Raw genomic sequence first — 16,807 nt, forward strand, 5'->3', positions numbered from 1 at the left:
GCAAGCGCATAAAGACGCGCTGAAACGCGCAACTGTGGTTGCGGAATCCTTCATGGTGCTGCGACTCGACCCCTCGCCGCCCCCTTCATCCACGCCGGTCTCAAAGCCCCTAGGCCGACGGTGGAGGCTTCCTGTATTGTTGCCACTCAAGCCTAGCACCCCCAACCACCCCAACCAAGCGCCTTGCATCGCAGCGCACTTAGGTAGACAGAGAAAGCGATGTCCGCTCCCTCTAAAACCGCAATGCCCCAATCCCGGCCGCCGCTAACCATTTATCTGGCGGCACCGCGTGGATTCTGCGCCGGCGTAGACCGAGCCATCCAGATCGTAGAACTGGCTTTGGCCAAGTACGGTGCTCCCGTCTACGTGCGGCACGAGATTGTGCACAATCGATTTGTCGTCGATTCCCTGCGGGCCAAAGGTGCCGTTTTTGTGGAGGAGCTCGACGACATTCCAGACACCGACCAGCCCGTGATCTTTTCGGCACACGGGGTCGCCAAGTCGGTGCCCGCCGCCGCCAGGCACCGCCGGATGTTCGTCCTCGACGCAACCTGTCCCTTGGTATCCAAAGTTCATATCGAAGCCGCCCGCCACCACGAGGAAGGTCTGGAAATCCTCCTCATCGGCCATGCTGGCCACCCCGAGGTCATCGGCACGATGGGCCAACTTCCGGAGGGTGCGGTGACGCTGGTCGAAACCGCTGAGGACGCCGAGCGTATCGAGCCGCGCGACCCCAAGAAGCTATCCTTCGTCACTCAGACGACCCTGTCGGTCGACGACACGGCTTCGATCGTCGCTGTGCTACGCCGCCGCTTCCCCGACATCGTCGGCCCGCACAAGGAAGACATCTGCTACGCCACCACCAACCGCCAGGCTGCGGTCAAGGCGATCGCGCCCAAAATCGGCTGCCTGCTGGTCGTTGGCAGCCCGCAAAGCTCCAATTCCCTGCGTCTGGTCGAAGTGGCCCAGCGCGCCGGTTGCGCCACCGCCCGGCTTATCGACGGCGCGGGTGACATCCCCTGGGGCGAAATCGAGAATATTGAAAGCGTCGGCATCACCGCCGGTGCGTCCGCGCCCGAAACGCTGGTCGAGCAGGTGATCGAAGCCTTCCGTGAGCGCTTCGACGTCAAGCTGGAGACAGTCACGACGGCGCAGGAGCGTATCGCCTTCAACGTCCCGCGCGAGTTGCGTCCCACCCCATCCTCCGCCGCCTAGCCCCAAAAATCGAACGCGACCCATGGCCGTCTACACTGAAGTCAGTGACGAGGAGCTGGCGAGCTTCATCACCAGCTATGACCTGGGGGACCTGCTGTCCTTCAAGGGCATCGCCGAAGGCGTGGAGAACACGAACTATATCGTGCACACGTCAAAGGGGCCGTTCATCCTCACGCTCTACGAGAAGCGCGTCGAGGTCGCCGACCTGCCATTCTATCTCGGCCTCATGGAGCATCTCGCCGCCCACGGCGTCTCCTGCCCCACGCCCGTGCGCAACGCGGCCGGTGAAAACCTTTCGACGCTCTCGGGCCGCCCCGCCGCGCTCGTCACCTTCCTCGAAGGCGTCTGGCCGCGCCGACCGACTGCCGACCATTGCGCCGCAGTCGGTCGCGCGATGGCGACGATGCATTTGGGCGGTGAGGGCTTCACCATGCGCCGCGCCAACGCCCTCGGCCTCGACGGCTGGCGCCCGCTCTACGACCGCTTCAAGGCACGCGCTCCCGAGATCAGCGCCGACCTGTCGGGCCTCGTCGAGACGGAACTCGCATTCCTCGAAGCCAACTGGCCGCGCGACTTGCCCGAGGGCATCATCCACGCCGACCTTTTCCCCGATAACGTCTTCTTCATCGGCGACGAGCTGAGCGGCCTCATCGATTTCTACTTCGCCTGCAACGACGCTTTCGCTTACGACGTCGCCGTCAGCCTCAATGCCTGGTGCTTCGAGAAGGACCTCTCCTTCAACATCACCAAGGGTCGCGCCTTCCTGCGCGGCTATGAGGAGGTGCGCAAGCTGACGCTCGCCGAACGCGCCGCGATGCCTATCCTGGCGCGCGGAAGCGCCATGCGGTTCCTGCTGACGCGCGCCTACGACTGGCTGAACACGCCCAAGGACGCGCTCGTCACGCCGAAGAACCCGGCTGATTACATTCGCCGCTTGCGCTTCCACCAGGGCGTCAGCTCAATCGCCGACTACGGCCTCAACGGAACCGACAAATGAGCGTCGAAACGCCCGTCATCATCTACACGGACGGCGCCTGCTCGGGAAATCCGGGACCGGGCGGCTGGGGCGCGATCCTCACCTACGGCGACAAGTGCAAGGAAATCTCCGGCGGCGAGGCGCTCACCACCAACAACCGCATGGAGTTGATGGCCGCCATCTCCGCACTCGAGGCCCTGAAGCGCCCGAGCCGCGTCGAGCTTCATACCGACAGCGTCTACGTGAAGAACGGCATCACCAGCTGGATTCACGGCTGGAAGCGCAACGGCTGGCGCACCGCCGACAAGAAGCCGGTGAAGAACGCCGAGCTATGGCAGCGTCTGGATGAAGCCCGCCGCGTGCACGAGATCGACTGGCGTTGGGTCAAGGGCCACGCCGGCCACCCCGAGAACGAGCGCGCCGATGAGCTCGCTCGCCTCGGCATGGAAGAATTCAAGCGCAGCAAACGCGGCTGAGCTTGTGATCCAGGGGCGCAGCGAGCAACGCGAGCAAGACCCGGGACCCCGCGTAAAGCCCTCTTACAGCGTATGATCGATGATCGAGCACAGCGTTTCCGCGCTCGACTTGTCGTGATTTGGCGGAATGTCTTCGACGTTGAGAGACTTCACCACGCCGTCCTCGACGAGCATTGAGTAGCGCTTCGAGCGCACGCCGAAGCCGCGGCTCGACAGATCGATATCGAGCCCAACTTTCTTGGCGAAGTCCGCACTGCCGTCGGCAAGCATGAGGATCTTGCCTTCGGCGCCGGTTTCCTTCGCGAACTGCGTCAGCACGAAGATGTCGTTCACCGCCGTGCACGCGATCGTATCGATGCCCTTGGCCTTCAGTTCATCGACGCGCGCAACAAACCCCGGAACGTGCTGCTGCTGGCATGTCGGCGTGAACGCACCCGGCACCGCGAACATCGCCACCTTCTTGCCGGCGAAAATTTCTGCCGTCGTCTTCTCGGCCGGGCCCTCGCTCGTCATCACGGCGAAGCTCGCCTCCGGCAATTTATCGCCAACCTTGATCGTCATCACTCACCTTTGTCTTTCAGCTTTTGTTGATGTCCTTGAACGCACGGCCTGCGCTCACTGCAATGGAAACTTCTCTTCCGACTGCCCTTTGTCCGAAACGACGGTCGCCGTCATCTCTTTGCCCTTGAGCGCCGGAATATCGACATCGCGGCTGAGATCGACCTCGAACGTCACCTGGCCCTTGCCGTCATCGCTCGTCTTCTTCGGCAGCGGAACGTAGACACCATCGGGCGCTTCTACAAACGCATCGACGTGCTCAGCTCCGCCCGGCAGCTCCACATCCAAAGTAATGTGCGGCTTGGGACCGCTCAGCTCCGCAGCAACCTTTTTCACGATCGGATCGGCCTCCCGCCGCGCTTCCGCTGGCGCCGGGATTTTCGTCATCGCGTCGATCAGCTCTTCTGGCATTGGCGTGCCCGGCGGCAGCGTCAGCTCCAGCTTGGCCTGCGCCGGAATGCAGATATCCTTGCAAACTCCATAGTCGATGCCGAGTTGCACCTCGATCGGCTTCGCCGGATCCTCTGCCTTCAAGCGCACCGGCAGCACGATGGTTCCCTTGTACCCGACGGTGTCGCCCGATGAATCGCTGAACCGTTTCGGAGCAGGGTAAAGAACTTGCGCCGAAGCGAGGTTTTTCGAACCAGACCAATCGAACGCCGGGGGCACGCCGCCCGCCTCACCCGGTGTGCGCCAGTAGGTCTTCCATCCCTCCGGCAGCTCGATCTCAATTCCGACGAGGCTCGCACCGCCGACCAGTCGGACTCGCGAGCTGTGTCCATCGACCCAGGGCGACGCAATCTCGGCTGCAGCATCGCTCGCACGAAAACCACCAAGGCACCCCAGTGCAGCGGTCAACACGATCAGAAGTCGGCGCATGAAAGAGTTACCTCTTGACTGCTATCTAAGTCCGTCCGGAGCAGCGTTGTAGCGCCTCACCGTGCGCTCGCATACGCCGCTGTCCTAACAAATTAGCTGAACTGCCCAATATGCGGGCGCCCCATCGCTGTAATTGACCGCTTCACCCGCGGCACCAGCCAAGCTAATCTTCCCCCATGAAGACAACACGCTCAGAGAAGCACCCTTCAGCTGCCGAGGGATACCTCGACGGCCAGCTTCTGGTCGCCATGCCCGTCATGTCTGACCCGAGGTTCGCACGTTCTGTCATCTACATGTGCGCACACTCCGAAGAAGGCGCTATGGGCTTGATCATCAATCAGCGCGCCTCGCACATTTCGTTCCCCGACCTGCTCGAACGCCTCGACATCATTCCCGCCGATGGGGAAGGTGGCGGCGTCGACAGGATGTCTATTCACGTTGGCGGCCCGGTTGAAACCGGGCGCGGCTTCGTGCTGCACAGCGCAGACTACTTCGTCGATGAATCCACTCTGCCGATCGAAGACGGCGTCTGCCTCACCGCCACGATCGACATCCTCAAGGCCATCGCTTCCGGCCACGGCCCCAACCGTGCGCTGCTCGCGCTCGGCTACGCAGGCTGGTCGCCCGGCCAGCTCGAAAGCGAGATACAGGCCAACGGCTGGCTCAACTGTCCCGCCGATCCCGATCTGATTTTCGATCCCGATTTGGAAGGCAAGTATGCCCGCGCCTTGGCAAAGATCGGCATCGATCCTTCGCACCTCGTCAGCGACGCCGGGCACGCCTGACCCTTGCGCGATGCGGCGCAATCATCACCCGTGACCGAGCTGTCGATCGATTAGCCCTCTTTGCGCGGCTTGCCGGGTGGCGGTGCGCCCGCACCATGCTTCTCGAGCTCACGCTGGCCGGCGCCCTCGGCGGGCGGAGGCCACGGCACGCCCGCAAGCTTGGCGAGACTTTCCGCCATCGCCGGAGGCAATCCAGAGAAATCTGGCTTTGTTGACTTGCTTGCGCCGGAGATGCGGTTTGCCGCCGGACCGAGCCGCGGCTTGGCGGCCTGGCCACTGCGCGGCGCGTTCCGCACCGGCCGCGTCGTCGGCTCCGGTCGTGCAGCGTGCGATGGCGGCGGCTCGTGCGGCGGTGCGGCCCGTCCGGCTGCCGCGGCCATTGGAGGCGGCACCTCACCCTGCGGCGGCATCGGGTGTCCCAAGTCGTGTGACAGCTCATGTGGCATGCCGCCCGGCATGCCCGGCGGAGGCGGCATGGGCGGCCGCTGGTCGTGCGCGAAATCGTCGGGCAACGGCGGTGCGCCATTCATCGGCGGCATGATCGGCGGGCCGCTGTTGTCATGCATCGGCGGCGCCGTCGGCTCGAGCGGAGGCGGCGTATTGAACTGCTCCAAGTGCTGAGGCGGTGGCACGCCGAAATCAGCTTGTTGCGGTGTGCCGTCGAACTCGAACGAAGCGGGCTGCGCTGCAAATGGCGGCTGCTGCTCGACATCACCCATGTGATCGTGCATCGGCGGCAGCGGCGGCGCATGGTGCTGTGGCTGCATCGGCGGCGGCATCGGCGGATGCTCGCCCATCTGATCGGACATCATATGATCGGACATCGGCGGCGGTGAGAAATCGATCCCCGCACCATTTCCGTTAGGCGCTGGCTGCAGCGGTGGGGGCGGACCGCCCGACACGATCCGCGGCAGTTGAAGTTGTCCGTTACCATCTCCAGCCGCCGATGGCGCCATCCGCCCGAGCACGCCATTGCGCAACCGCGCGCGAACCGGACTCTGCTCCGGCTGAACGGCCGGAGCATGCCCGTTCACATGTGGGGCACCCTCCGGCGCTGCTGCGGCACCATTCGTTGCCACCACATCGTCGGCCGACTTCTTCGAACGCTTCGTCTTCGCCCGGAACAGGCCGCGCGGCCGCAGCTTGTGCTCCGCGGTGCGCACCATCTTCAGAAGCTGCAGCACGTCGCGATCCGTCATCGGCTCGCCGTAGTAGAAGCCCTGCGCATATTGGCAGTTGATCGACCGCAGAAACCCGACGTCTTCCGGAGATTCGACGCCCTCGGCCACGACGTTCTTCCCGAGCTCGTGCGCCAGCGCCACGATCGAGCGCACGATCGCCGACCCGGCGCCGCCGCTTTCGCCGCTGGCCTGCACCAGTGCCCTGTCGATCTTGATGGTGTCGAACGGGAACCGCTGCAGGTAAGCCAACGAGGAGTACCCCGTTCCGAAGTCGTCCAGCGCCAGCTCCGCACCTGCCCCGCGCAGCCACTCCAGAATTTCCGTCGCCTGCTCGGGATTCTCCATCACCAGACTCTCGGTGATCTCCAGCCGCAGCGACCCCTTCGGCACGATGTTGCGCCCGAGGATGTGCCGGATCTCCTGGATCAGGTTCTGGCGGAATATCTGCCGGCTGGAAATGTTCACCGACACGAACAGCGGCCGCTCTTCGCGCGGCAACTCGCGCTGCCACCGCGCCGCCTCGTGCGCCGCGCGCAAGAGCACGTGCGATCCAAGCCGCACGATGAGGTCCGACTGCTCGGCGATTGGAATGAACTCGACCGGGCTCATCAGGCCGCGCTTGGGATGCTCCCAGCGCACCAGCGCCTCGAAGCCGGCAAGCTCCTCGGTCGGCAAATAGATGATCGGCTGATAGAAGACTTTGATCTGGTTCTTCGCGAGCGCCTTGCGCAGATCGCTCTCCATCGTAACCCGATCATCGCGGTCCGCGCGCATCTCGGGCCGGAATATCTCGATCCGGTCCGCGCCGCCGCGCTTGGCGCGGTACATCGCGATCTCGGCTTCCTTGTAGAGGTCGAGGTGGCTCGGCGTCTGCCCGTCATAAACTGCGATGCCAATCGAGCCCGTCAGCACGATCTCCTGGCCCGCGATCTTGATCGGCGCCCGCAGCGAGCGGCGCACCCGCTCGGCAAGACCGGCAAGATCCTGCGGGCTCTGCTCCGACACCAAAAGGATCGCGAACTGATCGCCACCGACACGCGCCAGCGTATCCTGCGGCCCAAGGTGGCTTTGCAGGCGCCGCGCCACCGTCAGCAACAGGCTGTCACCCACCACCAGCCCGAATGACACGTTCACGCTCTTGAACTTGTCGATGTCGATGAAGATGACGCTCGGCCGCACCCCGTTCTCGCTGGCGGCACGGTTGGCTGCCACACCCAGACGGTCCAGCAGCAATTCTCGGTTCGGCAGCCCCGTCAGACTATCGTGCACGGCATCGTGCAGCAGCCGCTCATGCGCACGCTTGGCATCGGTCACGTCGCGCACCAGGCCGACGCAACGCATCGCCCGCGCATCCTCGTTCGGCACGCTGGCCGCTTCCAGCTCGAACCAGCGATAGCTGTTGTCCGTGTGGCGCATGCGGAACTCAGTGCGAATGCGCGCCCAGGTACGTTCCTGCACCGACCACAAGATCATGCGGAATCGTTCGCGATCCGCCGGATGCAGATGCTTGGCGAAGTCCTCGACCTTGGTGCACAGCTCGCCCGGATTGAGTCCCAGCGACGCCTCGATCGCCGGGCTCACCTTGATTTCGTCGCGCCGCGCGCTCCATTCCCACACCGCCGAGCCCGCACCGTCGACTGCCAGCGCCCGCAATTGCAGTTCGCTCGGCGCGGCGCCGAACAGCGGCTCCAGCGAGCGGAACGCGAACTGCGTCACCGTAAAGCCGATCAGGATGAGGATCAGCACCAGGCCCGCAACGAGGCCCTGCACCGCGGCATCGCCCTGCAGCCGGCCCGTCAGCACCATGGCTGCGCCGAATATCCAGATCAGGAACGGGATCCACGGCGGGATCAGCGACAAAGCGCGATCCTGCCCGCGCAGCGCTAAGAACAGCGCGAATGCCCCGCCGACGCCACCGATCACCAGGAACGACATGCGGGCGAACGTCGACGCCAGGCGCGGGTCGATGACCGCCACCGCAACGAGCGTCAGCTGCGCAATGATCCACACCGTGAACAGCATGCGTATCAGGCCATGCCAGAACGCGATGCGCAGGAACACGGATATGAATATGACGAGACTTGCCGCCACCGCGGACTCGGCCGCCGCCCGGTAGACGGCATTGTCCTCCGGTTTGAGCTGGAACAACTTATGGAAGAAGCCGAAGTCGACGCACAGGTAGGCGAGCACGCACCACGCGACCAGAGCCGCACTCGGGAAGATCGCCTTGTGGTTCGCCGCGAAAATTGCCGTGAGGAAGATCGCCAGAAGACCGGTCAAGCCGATCAGCACGCCGTTCATCAGCAGCCGGTCGCGCGAGTAGAGCTCGTACTCAACCGGCTTCCACAGATAGAGCCGCGCCAGCCGATCCGACGACAGCTCGACCACGTAGGTCACCGTCTGCCCCGGCTCGATCGTGATGCGGAAAATGTCGGCGCGATCGCTCTTGATGCGCTCTGGCACGAAGCCCATCGACGGCGTCACCGCCTCGATGCGCTGCGCATCGAGGTCCGGCCACACCGCCCCCGAGCCGACGATGCTGTAACGCTGCGCGGTCAGCCAGCGTTCGACCGGCTTGTCAGTCGGATTGGTGAGCGCGAACACCAGCCAGTTGGGGCTCGTGCCCGGCGTTTTCGCTGTCACCGAGATACGGCCCGTCATGCCGTCCGCGGCCGGCGCCGTTTCCACCTGCAGGCTGTCACCGCGCGAATCGTAAAACTCGCCCAGCGTCGTCACCTCGACGCGATCCTGATCCGGCTCGATCACGATCGGCTTCAGTGCGAACGCACGCCCGGGCAGGGCGATCAGCATCACCAGCACGGCGAGCAGCAAATAGGCGCTGGCGCCGACGCGGGAGCCGCGCACGAATCCGGTTGCTCTCCCGCGTGCGATCATTCCGCAGAAACCTCCGCGTCGCCGTCGCCGCGCGCATCGGTGCTCAGCAGCGCATGCAGCAGATGATCTTCCCAGACGCCGTTGATCTTCAGCAGCTGGCGCGCGAAGCCCTCGCGCCGGAAGCCGTTGCGCTCCAGCACGCGGATCGACGCAGCATTGCTCGGCATCGTCGCTGCTTCGACGCGATGCAGATGCAGCGTATCGAAGGCAAAGCCTATCGCTGCCCGTACCGCCTCGGTCATGTAGCCGCGCCCCACGTGGGGCTTGCCGATCCAGTACCCCAGCACACTCGTCTGCGTGACGCCGCGGCGCACGTTGGACAGCGTCAAGCCGCCGACGAGGCGATCGTCCGCCTCCGAGAAGATCAGGTAGGCATAGCCGAGATCGTCACGCGCCTCGCGCTGATAGTGCCGCACGCGGCGGCGGTAAGCCCCGCGCGATAGCTCATCGCGCTGCCATTGCGGCTCCCACGGCGTCAGGTGATCCCGGCTCATGGCGCGCAGCTCGGCCCAATCCGAGTAATCGCCGAGCATCGGCGCGCGCAGCCATACGCTGCGCCCGCGCAGAATCATCGAGCTCTCAAATCCGGACGAGGATCGCAGGAATGCCATCGGCCGCTGTCCCCCGGGGCGCTAGTTGCGGATCAACTCCGCCGCCCGCTCTGCAAACTTGCGCGAGCGCCGCCCGCTGCCAACCACCGAGACCGAAACACCACCATCGATGAGTTCGGCCGCAAAATCACGCACATTGTCGGCCGTCACCGCTTCGACCTTTTCCATAAGTTCGTCGTTTTCGAGCACCCGGTTGTGCGTCAGTACGTTACGTGCCAGTTGCTCAGCCCGCGCAGAGCTACTCTCCAGACTCATCAACAGCCCGGCTTTGAGCTGCGCCTTCGAACGGGCAAGTTCCGCAGCATCCGGCAGAGTTTCCGCAGCGCGCTTCAACTCCGCCCCGATGACGTCGATAAGTTGCCCCATCAACGCAGTCCCCGTTGCCGCGTGAATTCCGAACAATCCCGCATCACGCAACCCCCAGGCCGTCGAATAGATCGCGTAGCAGAGCCCTCGCTTTTCGCGCACCTCCTGAAACAGTCGCGACGACATGCCTCCGCCGAACAGCCCGGAAAACACCTGAGCGGCGAAAAAGCCATCGCTCTTGTAGGATGGACTGGGGAACCCGATCAGTAGATGGCTCTGCTCGAAAGGCTTCTCTGAAACGCGCACTCCACCAACGTACTTGGCCACCCGTTCTCCGGTTGTTCGCTTGTCGTCAGTCAGCCCTCCGAATAGGGCTTCAGCGTGGCGGACCACCTTTTCGTGGCGGATAGCGCCGGCCGCCGCGATCACCATGTTTCCAGGCCCGTAGCGGCGCCCGAGGAAGCGCTTCAGATCGCCCGAGGTGAACGCCGAGACGCTCTTTGGCGTCCCGAGAATCGGACGCCCCACAGCCTGCAGTGGAAAAGCCGCGTCGTGCAGCAGGTCGTAGCCGATGTCATCGGGGCTATCGAGCGTGGAGGCGATCTCCTGCAGGATCACCTGCCGCTCCCCTTCCAGCTCCGGCCTGCCGAACGCCGAGTTCTGCAGGATGTCGGCGATCAGCTCCAGCGCAACGCCTTCATCGCCCTTCAGCACGCGCGCGTAATAAGCGGTCGACTCCATGCTGGTAGCAGCGTTGAGATCACCGCCCACGCCTTCGATCTCCTCGGCGATCTGCTGCGCCGTGCGCCGCCGCGTGCCCTTGAAGGCCATGTGCTCGAGGAAATGCGAAATGCCGTGCTCGCGATCCGTCTCGTGACGCGCCCCGGTGCCGACCCACAACCCCAGCGAGACCGTCTCCAGGTGGGGCATATTGTCGGTCACCACCCTCAGTCCGTTGGGAAGTTTCGTCAGCTTCACCGCCATTGGCGCTGCTCCAGTACGGCGCGCGTAAGCGCTTCGACATGCCCTTCCGCGACACCGATATCGTTGTCGATAGTGGTGAAGCGCTCTTTTGCCGTCATCAGGTCGGAAAGCCGTTCCGGCAGCGGCGGCCGCGCACCCGTAATCGCCTCCATCGCATCGGGGAACTTCGCCGGATGCGCCGTCGACAAGATAACCTGCGGCACGCGCCCCGCGGAACCAAGCTCCCGCTCCGCCGCAACGATCGCACATGCGGTATGCGGGTCGGCGAGGTATCCGCTTTCGCCAGCCGTGCGCCGGATCGCTTCCACAACGTCCGCTTCGCTCGCCGCTGCCGCTGCAAAATCGCGCCGCATCGCCTCGCTCAGCGGCCCCAGATCGAAGCTCTTCGTCTCGCGCAAAGCGCTCATCTTCGCGCGGATCAGAGGGGCATCGCGCCCGGAAGCCTCGAACAGATAGCGCTCGAAGTTCGAAGAAATCTGAATGTCCATCGACGGCGAGCTGGTCGCTACCACCTCGCGCATCTCATAGCTGCCCTCATGCAGCGTCCGCGGCAGGATATCGTTGACGTTCGACGCGATCACCAGCTTGTCGATCGGTAGGCCCATGCGCTTGGCGACGTAGCCGGCGAAGATGTCGCCGAAGTTGCCCGTCGGCACGACGAACGACACTGCCCGGTACGGCGCACCCAGCGCCACCGCGGCGACGAAGTAGTAAGTCACCTGCCCGGCAATACGCGCCCAATTGATCGAGTTGACACCCGCCAGCGCCACGCGATCGCGGAACCCGTGATCGTTGAACATTGCCTTCACGAGCGCCTGGCAGTCATCGAAGTTGCCGCGCACCGAGATGGCGTGCACGTTGTCTTCGGTCGGCGTGGTCATCATCCGCCGCTGCACATCCGAAACACGCCCTTCCGGGAACAGGATGGCGATGTCGACATGCGGTGAGCCGCGGAATGCTTCGATCGCCGCACCGCCCGTGTCACCGGACGTGGCGCCGACGATCGTCGCCCGCGCGTTGCGCTCCGCCAGCACGCGGTCCATCAGTCGCGCCAGCAGCTGCATCGCCACGTCCTTGAACGCCAGCGTCGGCCCGTGGAACAGCTCCAGCACCCAGCGGTTGGTCCCGATCTGCGCCAGCGGCGTCACCGCGGCATGATCGAAGCGGGCATAGGCCGCGCGCGTCATCGCCAGCAGCTCTTCGCGCGAGATGGCCCCGCCGGTGAACGGGTGAATAACCTCGACCGCCACCTCGGCAAACGGCTTTCCCGCCAGCGCCGCAATTGTCTCGTGCGACAGCGTTGGCCACGTCTCAGGGACGTAGAGGCCCCCGTCCCTGGCCAGCCCAGCGAGGACCACGTCGTCAAAGCCCAGTGGAGGCGCTTCACCTCGGGTCGAGATGTAGTTCAAATTCGAAAGTCTCCGTGCGAGATGACGTGTCTGCGCCGTTACGCAATGATCGAGCAATTCGCCGTTGCCTTCAAACGGCCGCTACGGTCCTGCGGTCGGGCTGAACCACTCTAGCAAGGCATTGATTCTAGTGTGATTCTATCGTCGAATATGATTGCGATGCCGGTCCCGGCCCTGCGCCGCGACGTCGAGCGAGCCTTGCTGGCGGACAGTAGTGCCGCGGCAAGGGCCCTACAAGCGATCCGCACGCAGCTGCGACGCACAGCCGGCCTCACCGGACGCGAGCAGACGCACGAGGGTCGGGTTAATCACGCTTCCACGTCTCTGCGCCGTTCGCGCCCTGGCCGCTCCGCGCCGGAGCGGTCCGCGAAATCGCGAACGCAACGAACACGGCAATCAGCGCCACCGCCAGCCCATACCATGTCAGTGCATATTCGAGGTGCCGGTTGGGAAGCGTCAGCCGCGTCACACCGCCGTGCGGCCAGCCGCCGGGAGGCGCAGGCTCGGCCTCGGCATCCACGTAGAAACGATGCACGGCCTGGTTGTCCGGCCCCACCGCCGCTGCGGTCATTCCTTCGATGTCGCGCCAATACCAGATGTTGCGCGCCGGATCGTTGCCAGGAATGAACATGCCTTGCTGATCGGGGTGCCGCGTCAGGCCGGTGATGCTCACCTCACCCGATACTTGCCCGGCCGCCCGGCGAGCGGGATCCTTGAGGTCGTTGGGCACGAACCCGCGGTTGACCAGCACCACGCCGTCTCCCGTCACGATCAGCGGCGTGATGATGTGAAACCCCGGCGTGCCCGCCTCATCGAGCGCGTAGAGGTGAATTTCCTTGGCATGGTCGAACCGGCCAGATACGGCGACGCGCGTATATTCCACGTCCTCCCCGCGCGCGGCCCGCGCCTCCACGTCCGCGAGCGCAACGGGCGCCGCATGGGCCCGCTCATGGATGGCCGTAATCAGCCCTTCCTTCCACGCCAGCCGCTGCATCTGCCACGTGCCCAGCGCTATCAGCACGGCCATGCCGACGAGCACAGCCAGCCCCGGCCACAGCAAGCGTCTTTCCTGTAGAGCTTTGAGCACGTCTAAAAGTGCCAGAAGGCCGGCGGCGCCGGCCGATGCCGAGGCTCAGTCATGCTTGAAGCGGCCTTCCTCTGCCTTGTTGCGGTATTGCAGGACGATGAGTGTCGCCTTCAAGAAACGCAAGAGCGCCAGCGCGATCAGCGGAGTACCGAGCCCCCAGAGGACGACGTGCACCCACACCGGCGGCTCGAACGTGAATTCTACATAGAGCGCCAGGCCGCACACGAGGAAGCCCAGAATGAAAATGGCGAACACCGCAGGGCCGTCGCCAGTGTCGATAAAGCGATAGTTGAGGTCGCACTTATCGCACTTGTCGCGCAGTTCGAGCACATTCCTGAATAGCGGCGCCCCCCCGCATCGCGGACAGCGCGCCAAGACGGCAGCGTAGAAAGGTGAGACAGGCCGGGGCTCCGACACGCAAGGCTCCGTTGCGGTGATTTTAGCTTCCATAATAGCACAGGGCGGCCGATGGGCCGCCCTGGCAAGTGATCAGTTTGGAACTTTAGCCGATCAGTGACCGGCACCGCCCGGGTTCGGACCAGCGCCCCAAACGTAGATGGCGGCGAACAGGAACAGCCAGACCACGTCGACGAAGTGCCAGTACCAGGCAGCCGCCTCGAAGCCGAAATGCGCTTTCGGCGTGAACGCCCCGCGCAGCGCGCGGATGAGGCACACGAGCAGGAAGATCGTGCCGATGATCACGTGCGCGCCATGGAAGCCGGTCGCCATGAAGAAGGTGGCACCATAGATGTGGCCGGCATAGCTGAACGCAGCGTGATGGTACTCGTAAGCCTGGAAGTAAGAGAACGTCATGCCCAGCAGCACGGTGAGGACGAGGCCCCAGACGAGACCGCGGCGGTCGTTCTTCAGCAGCGCATGATGCGCCCACGTCACCGTCACGCCCGACGTCAGCAGGATGAGCGTGTTGAGCAGCGGAATGCCCCACGGATCAAACGTGTGCTGGAAGACGCCAGGCGTCATGGCACCCGTTGCCGGCACCGTCACGCCCGTCCCGTCAGCCGGAACCGGAGGCCACACGCCGCCGAGCAGCTGATCGCGCGAGACCTGACCGACCACGTCGGTGCTGTTCAGCAGATCATGAATGCTCTTGGGGAACAGGGCGACGTCAAAGTAGGCCCAGAACCAGGCGACGAAGAACATCACTTCCGAAGCGATGAACAGGATCATGCCGTAGCGGAAGTGCAGCTGCACGACCGGCGTATGATCGCCGTGCTGCCCCTCGCGGATGACATCGCGCCACCAGCAGAATGCGCTGGCGATGACGCCCGCGGCGCCGACTGCGAACACCCACGGTCCGCTGAGGCCGAACACGCCCGCGCCGCCGTCCTGCGAGCGCATCCAGACGATTGCGCCGAGCATCATGATGAACGCTGACAGCGACGAGGTCAGCGGCCAGGGGCTCGGATTAACTAGGTGGTAGTCGTGGTGTTTGGCATGCGAAGCGGCCATTTCGTCTTCTCCCGTGGTCCCCGTTGGTGCTCCCGATCCCTGCTCTTTTTTTTGGCTTCAGCCCACTTGGGTCTCTGCCTCGCCTTGCGCCCCAAGGACCGGTCCCTCGGCGCTTCAGCGTTTATTCCGTGGCTATCTCATCCGCCCTTACCCGCTCCTGCGACCGATGCCTGCCCTTCGACTTTCTTGGGCTCGGCGACCGGATAGAACGAATAGGAAAGCGTCAGCTCTGGTAGCGTCGCCGTCTCTTCATCGGTGACGAAGGATGGATCGACGAAAAATGAAACCGGCATCTCGACGGACTGCCCCGGCTCGAGACGCTGCTCCGTGAAGCAGAAGCACTGCACCTTGTTGAAGTGCGGACCCGCCGCATCCGGCGTCACGTTGAATACCGCGCTGCCGACCGTCGTTTTGTCGGACGTGTTCGTCGCGCGGTAGAAAGCGAGCGTGTTCTCGCCCACCTTCACGTCGAGCGAAGCCTGCACCGGCTCGAACTTCCATGGCAGGTTGGCGGCAACGTTGGCGTCAAAGTGCACTTTGACGACGCGGTCCAGCACAACGTCGGAAGCCTTCTCGGCGCGCTGCGTGGTGCCCTGGTATCCCGTCACCTGGCAATACAGCCGGTAGAGCGGGACAGCAGCGAACGACAGCCCGGCCATACCCAGCACGAGGCCGCCGCAGATCAGCGCGACAATGCCGTGCCGTGCGCTCTGCTTGCCGCCATTCTGGTTGCCCGGTGTGGTCATCGCTTGTTCCCGCGCGTCCTCTTAGTAAGGCCTGTTGAACACGTTACCGCCGAGGCGAACGATGGTCGCCGCATAGAACAGCGCCACCAGGGCGCCCAGCGCCAGCGCGATCGCCAGCGAGCGCATCCGCTGCCGTCTCAGGCGTTCTTTTTCTTCCTCGTTCATTCCGCTCATCACCGATGCCACTGTCGTACCCTCACGCCATCAGTCTACTGACAGCGTGCTCGCCAAGCATCACCGCAAAGAGCAGGAAAAGATAGAGAATTGAGAAGCCGAACAGCTTCTTGGCCGCTGCGTCGGCCTCGCGCCCCTCGGTAATCTTCCGCACCTTCCACGCGAGATAGAGAAACACGCCGCCCAGCATCACGGACGTGACCGCGTAGACGGGGCCCGCAAGGCCGATTACCGACGGCAGCGCCGCGGTCGGCACCAGCAGCAGCGAGTAGAGCCAGATCTGCCGCCGCGTCTCAGTCGGCCCGGCCACGACCGGCAGCATCGGCACGCCGACGCGCTCGTAATCGCGGCAGCGGTAGAGCGCCAGCGCCCAGAAGTGCGGCGGGGTCCACATGAAGATGATGAGGAACATCAGCACGCTTTCGATGCTGACGTTTCCGGTCACCGCCGCCCAGCCGATCATCGGAGGGAACGAACCGGCAGCACCGCCGATGACGATGTTCTGTGGCGTGAGCCGCTTCAGCCACATCGTATAAATGAAGAGATAAAAGCCGATCGTAATGGCGAGCAGCGCGCCCGCCGTCCAGTTGACCAGCACCCCGAGCGTCAGCACCGAGAACACCGACAGCACCGAGCCGAAGCTCAGCGCCTCGTCCGGCGTCATGCGCCCGCGCGGGATGGGGCGCGCCGCCGTCCGCGCCATGCGCGCGTCGATATCGGCGTCGTACCACATGTTGAGTGCGCCGGCGGCGCCGGCCCCGATCGTTATCGCCGCAAGCGCGATGATCGCGAGCACCGGATGGATCGTTCCCGGCGCCGCTACCATGCCCGTGATCGCGGTGAACACCACCAGCGACATCACGCGCGGCTTCAGCAATTGAATGAAATCGCTCACGCTCGCGCCGCCGCTAACCGGCGCAAGGCGTTCAACGTTGCTCTGCATTGGCGTCCCTGGCATTCCGCTCCACCCCATGTTGGCCGCGCATCGGCCCGCCATTGGCAAGGTCCTGCTTGGCCTTGTCGCCTCTTCAGCACGCCCTTTGCGGGTCTAGCCG

The 16,807-nt window shown here is 64.3% G+C and carries 16 protein-coding genes; 4 read left to right on the forward strand and 12 right to left on the reverse strand.

Annotated elements, in window-relative coordinates:
- The first annotated feature begins 243 nt into the window (after nt 1–243).
- Genes ispH through rnhA form a run of 3 tightly spaced genes read left to right on the forward strand, consistent with a single transcriptional unit; the run spans nt 244 to nt 2,667 of the window.
- Nucleotides 244–1,215, forward strand: a complete 972-nt coding sequence (gene ispH / locus NDB2M4_RS01445) for a 4-hydroxy-3-methylbut-2-enyl diphosphate reductase (protein ID WP_072369194.1) — start codon at nt 244–246, stop codon at nt 1,213–1,215.
- Nucleotides 1,216–1,237: 22 nt separating this feature from the next.
- The gene (gene thrB / locus NDB2M4_RS01450) at nt 1,238–2,212 is read left to right on the forward strand and encodes a homoserine kinase (protein ID WP_072369195.1); all 975 of its coding nucleotides are present in this window, start codon (nt 1,238–1,240) and stop codon (nt 2,210–2,212) included.
- On the forward strand, nt 2,209–2,667 hold the full coding sequence (rnhA, locus tag NDB2M4_RS01455) for a ribonuclease HI (RefSeq protein WP_072369196.1): 459 nt from the start codon (nt 2,209–2,211) through the stop codon (nt 2,665–2,667). Before thrB ends, rnhA begins: the two co-directional genes overlap by 4 nt.
- 63 nt (nt 2,668–2,730) lie before the next feature.
- Here the strand turns inward: rnhA and NDB2M4_RS01460 are convergent, their stop codons facing one another.
- Together NDB2M4_RS01460 and NDB2M4_RS01465 are read right to left on the reverse strand one after the other, a co-directional pair.
- The gene (locus NDB2M4_RS01460; RefSeq protein WP_072369197.1) at nt 2,731–3,228 is read right to left on the reverse strand and encodes a peroxiredoxin; all 498 of its coding nucleotides are present in this window, start codon (nt 3,226–3,228) and stop codon (nt 2,731–2,733) included.
- Between the two features lie 54 nt (nt 3,229–3,282).
- A complete protein-coding gene (locus NDB2M4_RS01465) occupies nt 3,283–4,104 on the reverse strand; it encodes a protein-disulfide reductase DsbD domain-containing protein (RefSeq protein ID WP_072369198.1) in 822 nt (273 codons plus the stop codon).
- 176 nt (nt 4,105–4,280) lie between these two features.
- Between NDB2M4_RS01465 and NDB2M4_RS01470 the strand changes: the two genes are divergently transcribed.
- Complete coding sequence (locus tag NDB2M4_RS01470; RefSeq protein WP_072369199.1) at nt 4,281–4,889, forward strand: YqgE/AlgH family protein; 609 nt, start codon at nt 4,281–4,283, stop codon at nt 4,887–4,889.
- A 50-nt stretch (nt 4,890–4,939) separates the two neighbouring features.
- On the opposite strand, the gene NDB2M4_RS01475 is transcribed toward NDB2M4_RS01470, so the two are convergent.
- From NDB2M4_RS01475 to NDB2M4_RS01515, 10 genes are all read right to left on the reverse strand, one after another.
- Complete coding sequence (locus tag NDB2M4_RS01475; RefSeq protein ID WP_072369200.1) at nt 4,940–8,965, reverse strand: EAL domain-containing protein; 4,026 nt, start codon at nt 8,963–8,965, stop codon at nt 4,940–4,942.
- Nucleotides 8,962–9,576 carry a GNAT family N-acetyltransferase gene (locus NDB2M4_RS01480; RefSeq protein WP_072369201.1) on the reverse strand — a complete coding sequence of 205 codons (615 nt, stop codon included), beginning with the start codon at nt 9,574–9,576 and terminating at the stop codon, nt 8,962–8,964. Before NDB2M4_RS01480 ends, NDB2M4_RS01475 begins: the two co-directional genes overlap by 4 nt.
- Nucleotides 9,577–9,597: 21 nt before the next feature.
- A complete protein-coding gene (locus tag NDB2M4_RS01485; protein ID WP_072369202.1) occupies nt 9,598–10,866 on the reverse strand; it encodes a M16 family metallopeptidase in 1,269 nt (422 codons plus the stop codon).
- On the reverse strand, nt 10,857–12,275 hold the full coding sequence (gene thrC / locus NDB2M4_RS01490; protein ID WP_072369203.1) for a threonine synthase: 1,419 nt from the start codon (nt 12,273–12,275) through the stop codon (nt 10,857–10,859). The genes NDB2M4_RS01485 and thrC overlap by 10 nt, the downstream gene beginning before the upstream one ends.
- Nucleotides 12,276–12,579: 304 nt before the next feature.
- Entirely contained in the window at nt 12,580–13,335 is a 756-nt protein-coding gene (locus NDB2M4_RS01495) for an SURF1 family protein (RefSeq protein ID WP_244536019.1), read from the reverse strand.
- A gap of 72 nt (nt 13,336–13,407) precedes the next feature.
- Nucleotides 13,408–13,779: a DUF983 domain-containing protein gene (locus NDB2M4_RS01500; protein WP_244536020.1), complete on the reverse strand. Its 372-nt coding sequence runs from the start codon at nt 13,777–13,779 to the stop codon at nt 13,408–13,410.
- A gap of 93 nt (nt 13,780–13,872) precedes the next feature.
- The gene (locus tag NDB2M4_RS01505) at nt 13,873–14,832 is read right to left on the reverse strand and encodes a cytochrome c oxidase subunit 3 (RefSeq protein WP_072369206.1); all 960 of its coding nucleotides are present in this window, start codon (nt 14,830–14,832) and stop codon (nt 13,873–13,875) included.
- Nucleotides 14,833–14,969: 137 nt separating this feature from the next.
- Nucleotides 14,970–15,578 carry a cytochrome c oxidase assembly protein gene (locus NDB2M4_RS01510; RefSeq protein WP_072369207.1) on the reverse strand — a complete coding sequence of 203 codons (609 nt, stop codon included), beginning with the start codon at nt 15,576–15,578 and terminating at the stop codon, nt 14,970–14,972.
- A 21-nt stretch (nt 15,579–15,599) separates the two neighbouring features.
- On the reverse strand, nt 15,600–15,764 hold the full coding sequence (locus NDB2M4_RS20130; RefSeq protein WP_171987986.1) for a hypothetical protein: 165 nt from the start codon (nt 15,762–15,764) through the stop codon (nt 15,600–15,602).
- A 10-nt stretch (nt 15,765–15,774) separates the two neighbouring features.
- Nucleotides 15,775–16,695 (reverse strand): heme o synthase, encoded by a 921-nt coding sequence (locus tag NDB2M4_RS01515; protein ID WP_072369208.1) that lies wholly within the window; start codon nt 16,693–16,695, stop codon nt 15,775–15,777.
- Nucleotides 16,696–16,807: the final 112 nt, after the last annotated feature.

It is taken from the genome of Hyphomicrobium sp. NDB2Meth4 (assembly GCF_900117445.1).
GTDB lineage: Bacteria > Pseudomonadota > Alphaproteobacteria > Rhizobiales > Hyphomicrobiaceae > Hyphomicrobium_A.

Excerpts from the sequence above, each read along its gene's own strand:
- NDB2M4_RS01470 (WP_072369199.1), top strand. The coding sequence starts at position 4,281 with ATGAAGACAACACGCTCAGAGAAGCACCCTTCAGCTGCCGAGGGATAC.
- thrB (WP_072369195.1), top strand. The coding sequence starts at position 1,238 with ATGGCCGTCTACACTGAAGTCAGTGACGAGGAGCTGGCGAGCTTCATC.
- NDB2M4_RS01485 (WP_072369202.1), bottom strand. The coding sequence starts at position 10,866 with ATGGCGGTGAAGCTGACGAAACTTCCCAACGGACTGAGGGTGGTGACC.
- ispH (WP_072369194.1), top strand. The coding sequence starts at position 244 with ATGCCCCAATCCCGGCCGCCGCTAACCATTTATCTGGCGGCACCGCGT.
- NDB2M4_RS01475 (WP_072369200.1), bottom strand. The coding sequence starts at position 8,965 with ATGATCGCACGCGGGAGAGCAACCGGATTCGTGCGCGGCTCCCGCGTC.
- NDB2M4_RS01510 (WP_072369207.1), bottom strand. The coding sequence starts at position 15,578 with ATGACCACACCGGGCAACCAGAATGGCGGCAAGCAGAGCGCACGGCAC.
- NDB2M4_RS01515 (WP_072369208.1), bottom strand. The coding sequence starts at position 16,695 with ATGCAGAGCAACGTTGAACGCCTTGCGCCGGTTAGCGGCGGCGCGAGC.
- NDB2M4_RS01460 (WP_072369197.1), bottom strand. The coding sequence starts at position 3,228 with ATGACGATCAAGGTTGGCGATAAATTGCCGGAGGCGAGCTTCGCCGTG.
- NDB2M4_RS01465 (WP_072369198.1), bottom strand. The coding sequence starts at position 4,104 with ATGCGCCGACTTCTGATCGTGTTGACCGCTGCACTGGGGTGCCTTGGT.
- NDB2M4_RS01505 (WP_072369206.1), bottom strand. The coding sequence starts at position 14,832 with ATGGCCGCTTCGCATGCCAAACACCACGACTACCACCTAGTTAATCCG.
- NDB2M4_RS01480 (WP_072369201.1), bottom strand. The coding sequence starts at position 9,576 with ATGGCATTCCTGCGATCCTCGTCCGGATTTGAGAGCTCGATGATTCTG.
- rnhA (WP_072369196.1), top strand. The coding sequence starts at position 2,209 with ATGAGCGTCGAAACGCCCGTCATCATCTACACGGACGGCGCCTGCTCG.